11 protein-coding genes are annotated in these 8,956 nt (G+C 68.3%); 3 read left to right on the top strand and 8 right to left on the bottom strand.

All coding sequences use genetic code 11. From position 1 onward, the window contains the following. Window positions 1-830 precede the first annotated feature (830 nt). The 3 genes from ACZ7IB_RS48115 to ACZ7IB_RS48125 form a co-directional block, all read right to left on the bottom strand. Complete coding sequence (locus ACZ7IB_RS48115; protein WP_470921617.1) at window positions 831-1,646, bottom strand: SAM-dependent methyltransferase; 816 nt, start codon at window positions 1,644-1,646, stop codon at window positions 831-833. Window positions 1,647-1,798: 152 nt separating this feature from the next. Beyond that, window positions 1,799-2,650 carry a hypothetical protein gene (locus ACZ7IB_RS48120; protein ID WP_470921619.1) on the bottom strand — a complete coding sequence of 284 codons (852 nt, stop codon included), beginning with the start codon at window positions 2,648-2,650 and terminating at the stop codon, window positions 1,799-1,801. A 382-nt stretch (window positions 2,651-3,032) separates the two neighbouring features. Beyond that, complete coding sequence (locus tag ACZ7IB_RS48125; RefSeq protein ID WP_470921621.1) at window positions 3,033-3,950, bottom strand: aminoglycoside phosphotransferase family protein; 918 nt, start codon at window positions 3,948-3,950, stop codon at window positions 3,033-3,035. 349 nt (window positions 3,951-4,299) lie between these two features. On the opposite strand from ACZ7IB_RS48125, the gene ACZ7IB_RS48130 reads away from it, so the two are divergent. Continuing rightward, the gene (locus ACZ7IB_RS48130; protein WP_470921622.1) at window positions 4,300-4,437 is read left to right on the top strand and encodes a hypothetical protein; all 138 of its coding nucleotides are present in this window, start codon (window positions 4,300-4,302) and stop codon (window positions 4,435-4,437) included. 24 nt (window positions 4,438-4,461) lie between these two features. Here the strand turns inward: ACZ7IB_RS48130 and ACZ7IB_RS48135 are convergent, their stop codons facing one another. The 3 genes from ACZ7IB_RS48135 to sigJ all read right to left on the bottom strand — a co-directional run bounded on the left by ACZ7IB_RS48135 (window position 4,462) and on the right by sigJ (window position 7,087). Beyond that, window positions 4,462-5,436, bottom strand: a complete 975-nt coding sequence (locus tag ACZ7IB_RS48135) for a phosphotransferase family protein (protein WP_470921632.1) — start codon at window positions 5,434-5,436, stop codon at window positions 4,462-4,464. 248 nt (window positions 5,437-5,684) lie between these two features. After that, window positions 5,685-5,963, bottom strand: a complete 279-nt coding sequence (locus ACZ7IB_RS48140; RefSeq protein WP_470921624.1) for a hypothetical protein — start codon at window positions 5,961-5,963, stop codon at window positions 5,685-5,687. Window positions 5,964-5,983: 20 nt separating this feature from the next. Next, window positions 5,984-7,087, bottom strand: coding sequence for an RNA polymerase sigma factor SigJ (sigJ, locus tag ACZ7IB_RS48145; RefSeq protein ID WP_470921634.1), 1,104 nt, complete (start codon window positions 7,085-7,087; stop codon window positions 5,984-5,986). 171 nt (window positions 7,088-7,258) lie between these two features. Here sigJ and ACZ7IB_RS48150 point away from each other — a divergent pair, with 171 nt between their 5' ends. Next, entirely contained in the window at window positions 7,259-7,666 is a 408-nt protein-coding gene (locus ACZ7IB_RS48150; RefSeq protein WP_470921626.1) for a hypothetical protein, read from the top strand. A gap of 227 nt (window positions 7,667-7,893) precedes the next feature. Here ACZ7IB_RS48150 and ACZ7IB_RS48155 read toward each other — a convergent pair whose 3' ends face one another. Both ACZ7IB_RS48155 and ACZ7IB_RS48160 read right to left on the bottom strand, forming a co-directional pair. Then, window positions 7,894-8,151, bottom strand: coding sequence for a hypothetical protein (locus ACZ7IB_RS48155; protein WP_470921627.1), 258 nt, complete (start codon window positions 8,149-8,151; stop codon window positions 7,894-7,896). Then, a complete protein-coding gene (locus tag ACZ7IB_RS48160) occupies window positions 8,148-8,396 on the bottom strand; it encodes a hypothetical protein (protein ID WP_470921629.1) in 249 nt (82 codons plus the stop codon). Before ACZ7IB_RS48160 ends, ACZ7IB_RS48155 begins: the two co-directional genes overlap by 4 nt. A gap of 275 nt (window positions 8,397-8,671) precedes the next feature. On the opposite strand from ACZ7IB_RS48160, the gene ACZ7IB_RS48165 reads away from it, so the two are divergent. Further along, entirely contained in the window at window positions 8,672-8,851 is a 180-nt protein-coding gene (locus tag ACZ7IB_RS48165) for a hypothetical protein (protein ID WP_470921631.1), read from the top strand. Window positions 8,852-8,956 lie beyond the last annotated feature (105 nt).

An 8,956-nucleotide genomic window follows, 5' to 3' on the forward strand; every position in this document is an offset into this window, starting at 1 on the left:
AACACCCCCCAGGTCATCGACTTCGACAGGGGGCACACAGCCATACCGGACCCGGGGGCCAGGCGCCCCATTGCGGGGCCACGAAAACGGTAACGGGGCGACATGGGCCAGGTGTCGACGCAGGTGCCACGCTGTCGCGTGGACCGCGGCGTGATCCGTTCCGGAAGGCGTGTACGGCTGCCCCGTCAGCTCTGTGGGATCGAGCCGGAGTCCAGCCGCAGGCGAGCTCAGAACGTGATGCTGATCGACCCAGTCTCTGCCGGATTCCACGTCCGATATCAACTGTTCTGAAAGGCAGGAACGTGCTGCCATTCGCCCGAGGTGACACCGCGACGTCTTCGCCACATGGCGAGACGACGTCCGATCGGGGCGGGGCCGTTGCCGTCCATCCCCCACGTCACCAGGGTGCTCGCATGGCCACAGCCGGGCTCCGTGCTCATCCTCGGGCGGCAAAGTGCCGGTCGCGGGTCGGGTTCCTCCACGGGACCACATGGGCTTCCCGGCGACACAGTAGCCACACGGAACCGGTCAGAGTGAATATGCCAGGTCGACGCGTAAACGAATGAGGGATGCTGCCGAAGGGGCTCACCGTGCCAGTCGCCGGGAACCCAAGCCCGAGACCGTGATCAATCTCGCCGATAGCAATGCTATCGAAGCCGTCAGGAGTGAAGGAATCCTCGGTCAAGGTCGCGGGCGTGAGCAGCGCCAGCCTTGAGAGCGGCGTTCGTCGCAGGTTGTGGCGTCGGCAACGCGTGCGTGTGACAAGACCGCCGTCTCGCACGAGACGGCGGTCTGTCTTGGTCGTACGCGGGGCCTTGTCCGTCAGGGTGTCACGGCTTGCGGGCGAGGCCGCCGTGCTCGCCGATGGGTTCCGGGGTGGGGGAAGTGGGGTCCGGGCGCCAGAAGGGGACCGGCACAACCCCGGGGTCCAAAAGTTCCAGGCCGTCGAAGAACGCCGCGATTTCGTCGACGGGGCGCAGAAAGTACGGTACGGCGCCGGTCTCGTTGTATGCGTCCTGGGCCTGTTCGTAGTCGGCGTCGGTGCCCCGTGAACCGTCGTTGATGGAGAGGTAGCTGCCGGACGGCAGTCCGTTCATCAGGCGGGTGACGGTGTCGTGCGCTTGATCGTAGTCAGCGACGTGGCCCAGGATATTGCTGAGAATCAGGGCGGTGGGGCGGGTGAGGTCCAGTGTTTCGGCGGCGGCCGCCAGGATGCGATCAGGGTCGGACAGGTTGGCGTCGACGTAGGCGGTCGCCCCCTCGGGGGTGGAGGTGAGCAGGGCACGGGCGTGCGCGAGGACCAACGGGTCGTGGTCGACGTAGACGATCCTGGTCTCGGGGGCGAGTCGCTGGGCGACCTCGTGGGTGTTGTTCACGGTCGGCAGGCCGGTCCCGACGTCCAGGAACTGCCGGATGCCCTCCTCGGTGACCAGGTACGTGAGGGTGCGGCGCAGGAAGGCACGGCTGCTGCGGGCGATGGTGACGATGCCGGGGAAGACGGCGCTGTATGCGTCGCCGGCTTCCTCGTCAACGGGGTAGTTGTCTTTCCCACCCAGCCAGTAGTTCCAGATCCGGGCCGAGTGGGGCACCGACGTGTCGATCTTCTGATGCACCGCCGGTCCGGGCGACGTGGCGTGGTCTGTCATGGGTACCGTCCGTCTTTCAACCGAGGCGTGAATTGTCAGCGCACAACCTACGTCCCAACAACCTGGACTCATAAACCAGTTCACGTCTCCGGTGAGTTCGATCAGCGCTGATTCCCCGAACAGGTCTCCATGAACAGGTCTCCACCTGGTCGCTACGAGAGCCCACACTGGCAGCCTCGCGGCCGGTCAGATCCATTTGGGCTGGCTCCCGCCCGGCCCGCTGTCGCCGACGGCGCCACAGCCACCATGGTCCTCGAACCCGACTCCGCAGTCCGACCACCCAGCTGACGGTTGGGTTCCTCGCTGTCGGACGCGCGGATACAGAGCAGGCCGGATGGCGGCCCAGTCGTGGTGCCGCTCGCCCTTCCCACCGCTCCCGGCGGGCAGTCGTTGCCATGCCTCGGGTGTCTGGCCTGTGAACTGGTCGATGTGCGGGCCGTGGACCAACTGGAGGTCGTGCGCCTGCGCGAGTCGCAATGCCGCCATGCGGCCCGTAGGCGTCCGATGAAGTCGGCGACACCGTACACCTGGCGGTAGGGCTTGAACGCTGGCGCGAGTTCGCGGACCAGGGGCACGCACCGCTTGGCGCCGATGCGGCTTGCGAGATCAAGGGATTCGGTGGTGACGGCCAGGGCATGCTCGATGTCTTTGAACTGCAGAAGCCCCTTGGCCTGGTAGGTCAGGAAGATCCCGCGTGTCTTGTCCCTTGTTTTCGGCAGCAGGCTGAGGCCCTGGCTCATCTTGGCGTGGGCCTCGTCGACCTGGCCGAGGTCGAGCAGGCACTGCCCGGAGTCAACCGCGAGATCGGCCGGACTCATCCATGAGCACCAGCTCGGGGCGGGATCGACGGCTTGAACGGACAGCGCTGCCTCGGCCTCTGACAGGTCGCGGTAGCACAGGAAACGCCCGCCGAGTGCTGCGTAGGCCCGGGCCCGGCGCAGGAACAGCAGCGATCGGGCGGTGGGGTGCTCGGAGCCGGAGATGGCATAGCCAAGCTGGTCCACGGAGACGTCTGGCTTGCCGAGCCAGTTCGACTGGTAAGCGAAGTTGTAGCCACCCTTCAGGGCTGACCGTTGACCGCCATCTCCTTGTGTTCCCCGACGGTGAGGGCGTACCCTATCACATCTCGGAACACGGGGAGTAACGGCACGGGCCGGGCAAGGTCGCAGACTTCCTCCGTGTACCGAGCTGGAGCCCGCCGAGCGGGCCGCGCGCGACCGAGGCTTGACCGTACGGCGCGGCCATGGCTAAACCCGGCCCTCGGGGAGTATCGAAACGGGATGTAGCGGTAGGCGGTGATCACCGTGCAGTGGCGAGGTGATGGGCCCCGATGTCCTAGCTCAGACACCAGCCGCCGGTCCGCCTCGCTCCGAGATGGGAGCGGGGCTATGCGGGAGAGGGCCGGTCCAAGCTGGATGTCAGAACACGATCGAGCGCCGCCCGGCCTGCGGGTCCCCATGTCGGCTTGCCGCCGGGAAGGCCCCGTTCCCCGTTCTGGCCCATAAGGATGAGGAAAAGGCTTTTCAGAGCAGCCAGCCCTCGGGCGCGCCGGATCGTCGCCTCGTCCGTATGCGCGTACACCTCGAAGAACCGTGAGGCCGCGCCCGCAGGAAGGAGCAGCCACGCGGCCGAGAGGTCCCACGCTGGATCGCCGGCGAACATGTCGCCGAAATCGATCACGCCCGAGAGCGTCCCGTCCGAGACGACGACATTCGCGGGATGGAGGTCACCGTGCAGCCATACCGGCGGGCCCTCCCACTCGGGGGCCGCAACGGCATCGGCCCAGACGGCCCGGACGTCGGCGGCAATGCCGCCGGGGGCAATGGCTTGCAAGAACTTTTCGAAGCCGTCCGTGCACTTCTTGGGGTGAGTGCCGCGGTCCGAACTGGTCGGAGCTTCGTCGGGTGCCTGCACGTGGAGCGCCCTGAGGAAGCCCGCCAGAGTGTCGGCCGCGTGGTCGCCGCGGCTGATCGAGGTGTAGTCGAGTGGTTCGCCGGGAACCCACGTCATGATGCTCCAGGGCCTCGGGAAGCGCGCGGACGGTTCGCCGATCCGCACAGGGGTCGGAACCGGGAGCGGAAGGCGCGGGGCCAAGACGGGCAGCCACTGGCATTCCTTGCGCTGGAGATCCGGGGCACGTTCCGTACGCGGCATGCGCATGACCAACTTATCCCCAAGGCGCCACATTTGGTTGTCCCAGCCGCCCACTACTTCACGGATGGCCAGTCCTGCAAGGTCCGGATGCTGGTCCTTGAGAAGATCGTGTACCAGCTCTGCGGTGATCTCGGTCCCGGAGTCGGTCATGCGAAGCCACAGTACGTGAGACAGGCGGAGCGGACTCTCACTCTCCGGAATGCCCACCGCCACACCCGTTCCCGGCCTCGGTGAACATGGGTATACGGCCCCGGAGATCAATCGAACCGTGGCTGGCGCTGAGATTGATCACGGCCCGGTGCTGGCCGCAAGGGCGGTGATGCGGTGCGTGTAGCCCTGGCCGCGTCGTACGGTCACGCGTTGGTCGAGCGCGGCCCGCTCGGCGGGCTCCAGTTCGGTCGCACGCAGGAAGTCGGCGACCTTGCCCGGCCCCGGCCCAGAGCAAAGCCCGCCGGGAGTACGAGAACCGCGTCAACGCCCTCACGGCAATAGCCGGACCATGATCAATCTCAGCGGCGCCGGCGACAGGCGACAGTTGACCCCCGAGCCCGTCCGGGACGACGGCGTCGACATCCTCGCCTTCCCGCCGGACTACGGCTGGGCCCAGCCGCGACCAGCCTCACCTGCTGGTATTTAGCGAACAAGTTGAGACGCCGGGAATTCAGGCGTGGACCAGTTCCAGCGCCTGCTTCAGGTTGTACTCGGCGATGCCCGTCATGAAGGCCCGGTCGGGGAAGTCCCCGTCGAGTAGCCGCAGCGGCCCCGCCGTCAGCGAAAGTCGCTGTGCGAGCATGTAGAGCGCGAGCCGGTCCTCGTCCAACCCGTCCACCCCCAGCGGCCGGTAGGCGTCGTGCAGGCGGATCCGTAGAAACACGTGCTCCCACTCGACGTCGAAGTACATCAATCCCTCGATGTCAATCGCCACGGGGTTCCCGTCCGCGTCCACCAGCACATGGTCGGGCCCCAGTTCGCCGTGCACGACCGCGTACTCCGCGCGCGGCCGCACCGCCGCCGCCAGGCCCAGCAGCCGCTCCTCCAGCTGGTCGCGGGCGTCCGCGATCCGCGGATCGCGCGAGGCCGCCTCGGCGAGGTCCCGTAGCGCACGGTCGAGAACCACCTCCTCACACGACGTACCGCACGACGTTCCTCCTCCGTCGACCACGGCGACCTTGCCGTACGCCGGTGCCCGGTGGCCCCGCATCGCCTCCAGCGACTCCGCGAGCCGGGCCATGACCGGAGCAGCCGCGCGCCGGTCGCGCGCGAGCAACTCCTCCAGGTTCTCGCCCGGGAGGTCCTCGACGATCGCAAGGTCGGCCGGGCAGTGGGCGCCGTCGCGGTCGACGAGACGGATCGCCGGAACGCGGACGCCGAGCGCGTCCAGCCGCGCGTGCGCGGCCTGGAACAGATCGAGCCCGAGGCCGGGCGAGAACGGGTCGGTGAGGTCGTCGTCACCCTCGGCGGCCGGCCAGTAGTTCTCGGCGTCGTCCCACAGGTAAGCGATCGCCGTCGTCGCGTCGTCCATCACCAGGCGGTACACGCCCTTCTTACTGCCGCCCGCGACCCGCTCGACCGCCTCCAGCCGCCGCCCGCTGCCCAGCGCGGCCCGCGCCGCACCCGCCAACTGCTCCCGCGTCACTGACCTGGGCACCACGTTCCGAACCGCCTTTCTGCCACGACAATCCACGCACCTTACGGGAGCATCGACGTGGGGGCGATTGGTTTATTCCGGATCCGAGCACGCGCTGGCTCTGGTCCCGTGGGACGCCCCGCTGCCGACCGAGATCACTGGCGGTGGCCGCCGAACTGAGCTCCGCGGAGAACACTGGCGACGGTTGAATACGAGAGCCCACCAGTACCAGGGGCTATCTCTTCAGGGAAGTCGGCTCAGTGGAGTGCCTTCTTGGCGTGGATGCTCGTGACCTTGGACGCGTCCTCAAGCGCCTCGCGGAGCCGTTCGTTGGTCAGTGCAAGGTGCTGGAGCTGAGCAATGGCGAGAGCAAGGTCTGAGGTCAGCTCCTGGTTCCGGCGGCGGAGCTTCGCGTTCCGGGCGATGAGCCTGTCGTGTGTGGTGGGCCCGTCGGCGGGATCGGCAGGGGTGGACCGGAGGGTGCCGAGCTCTTGGGTGATGTCGGGGAATCGGCGGCGGAACGTGGTGTTGCTCAAGCCGAGTTGATGGGCCAGCTTCAGTTTTTGAATTTCCCCACCTGGTGTTCCGGGGTTCCCTGGACCTGCTCGCCGTCATTCCCCATCCGCACCGTGCCGGCCTGTGGCTGGACGGCGGAGCGGAGGACTGTCGAACCGCCCGGTGGCGTCGTTCGGGGCGTGGCGGCGGATCGGGGCTGTCCGCTCTCGGTCCACGCTCGGAGTTTCTCCGGGTTGCGGACCGCCCAGATGCGGGTGATGCGGTCTCCGGCGAGGTCGAAGGCGGCCACGGTCACGGTGACGCCGGTGTGCTGGGCGACCAGGCCGGGCCGGCCGTTGACCGTCCGCTCGAGGAGTGTCAGTCCAGGGGCCTTGTCGGCGATGTGGATCAGGTACGCGGCGATGCGTTCGCTGCCTTCGATCGGGCGGAGGACGGTGCCGACCAGGCCGCCGCCATCGGCGACCATCGCGGCGTCGGGGTCGAGGAGGCCGACGAGGGCCTCGATGTCCCTGGCCTCCCACGCCTCCTTGAAGTGCCGCACCAGACCGGCCTGCCCGGCTGCCGGCGCCGCCGGAGCATGCGCGGTGCGGATACGCCGACGGGCCGAGGATGCCAGCTGTCGGCAGGCCGCGGGCGTCCGGCCGATGATCTCGGCGACCTCGGCAAAGGGGTAGCGGAAGACGTCGTGAAGGATGAACGCCACGCGTTCGGCCGGTGTCATCGACTCCAGCACGACGAGGAAGGCCATGTTCACCGACTCGTCCAGGGTGATCCGGTCGGCGGGGTCGGCCGGCTCGGCTCTGCCGCCGCCCGCCCGCCCGCTGATCCACTCCGTACGGTCGGGCAGCGGTTCGGGTATCCATGTGCCGACGTAGCGTTCCCGCCGGGCCCGCGCCGAGCCGAGCACGTCCAGACAGACGCGGCTGGCCACCGTCGTCAGCCAGGCGCCGGGCGACTCGATGGCATCCTGTTGCTGCCGCGACATCGCGTACCAGCGGGCGTAGGTCTCCTGCACGGCGTCCTCGGCTTCGGCCAGCGAACCGAGCAGCCGGTAGGCGAGATTGATCAGCTGGCGCCGCTCGTCGACGATCGCGCTCAGGACCGGCTCGGATGGGTCGTGCCCTGGCTCGGATGAGGTGTTCATGGTCGCGACCGCTCCCTGGTTCTTCTCGTCCGCTTCTGCTCTCGCCATGTCGGCGAGACACCGCACCGGACTGTGCGGACGGCGCTTCGCCTCACATTTCGGGGGCCCGCGTCGTCGGACGACCGAGACAGTACCGATCCACCGCCGCGAGGCAGAAGAGGGGACCACATCATGGCCACACAGGCGACGGCAGCACTGGGCAGACTTACGTTCCTACAGGTCGCGATCGCCCTGCAGACCTTGGCCATCTTCTTCCAGGCGGTCACCGCCGGACTGCTGTTGTCCACGTCCCACGGCGAGGCACTGCACAGCGCCGGAGCACGCGTGATGTACGGCGCATCGATGTTGTACGTGCTCGCCGCGATCCTGGCATGGCGGCCGGGCGGCGGGTCGCCCCGTCCCATCCTGTACGCGTCCGGCTTCCTTGTACTCGCCTCGGTGCAGGTGGTGCTGGGCATCGCGCACATGCCGTCGCTTCATGTCCCCCTGGGCGTCCTGATGTTCGGCCTGAGCGCGCTGGCGCTGGGCCAGGTGCTGTCCACCGCCCCTGGTGTCAACCGACTGCGACGCACCCCGTGACGCTTACCAAGCATCGAGGCCCGCTGACCCGACAGCCGGCGGGCCTCCACCCTGCTCACCGCTTCCCACACCCTGGAATACCGGACCAAGCGGGGAAACGGAGCGTCCCTGGCCGTTTTTTCACGAATCCCCATCAGCCCCGGGCACGCCGAAGGTGACCTCGGGTAATGACTCGGTCCGCGATTGAGGTCTGGGCGTGCTGGCCTGACGGTTCGGCTGGTGGTTGATCAGCAGGCGGTCTGCCGGGCGAGCACGAGTTCGGTACTCGGCTCGCGGCTGGTAGGCCGGCGGGCTGAGCGGTCCGAGACCAGTGAGGCGATCGCCTGGCGGGTCTCGGCGTAGTCCTCGCGGGGGCCGGTGTAGCGCTGGAATGGGCGCCGCTGCCGCAGCTCGGCGTTGGCGTGCTCGACGCAGATCCGCTCCGAGGACTGCCGTCGGCGCATCTCTCGCCAGGCATACTGCTCGCTGAGCGGTGCGTCGTTCATCGGCTTCTTCGGCGGGCGCTGATCTGGTCGGGGAGCTCGTTGGCCAGGCCCCGGTATCCCTCGTCGACCTCGGCTGTCACCTTCGGGCGGAGCCGGAACTGCTCCGCGATGCCCTCGGTACGCATTGCGGTCTGGTCGTGCATGCGGCCCGGGCGGTCCGCGCCCGACCACAGCAGGCGGCCCTGGCGGTCGCTGATGGTGGTGGTGGTGGTCTTGATGGTGTTCTGCTCCTTCTCGCCGGCCACAAAGGCCCGTCGTCCGGGCCGGTTGGCCGTCGGGCGGCGGACCTGGGTCTCTCGGCGCCGTCGATCCGCAGCCGGATCCCCTCGGCCTCGGCGTAGGCGAACACGTCCGCCAGGGTGCGCAGTCGGATATCGGGACGGTCGGGGACGGCGAAGCCGCGTGCCGCCGGCAGCGGGTGGATCTCGCCGATGGCGCGGGAGATCGTGGAGCTGGCGGTGCCATACAGTTCGGCGAGCGCGGCGTGCGCAGGCGGACCAGGGGGACGAGCAGGCGGTCGGTGAAGACCAGGTCGTGCTTCGGCCCGGCCTGCGTGTCGCTGCCGCTCGGCACCACGGCGCTCACGGAGCTCCGACTCGCAACGGGCGAGCCACGGGTCGGCCAACTCTTCGCTCAAATCGCCGAGCACGCCGCCGACGAACGCCTTCGCGAGGTCGTGAACAGGGCGAACGTTGCCTGATGCGGCACTAGCTAGTGCCGCATCAGGCAACGTTTGCCCTGTCCACGACGGCGCGTAGGCGCCGGTGGTCGGCATGGCGGTTGCGCCAGATGATGTAGCGGCGGA

Source organism: Streptomyces sp. NPDC037301 (genome assembly GCF_055602785.1).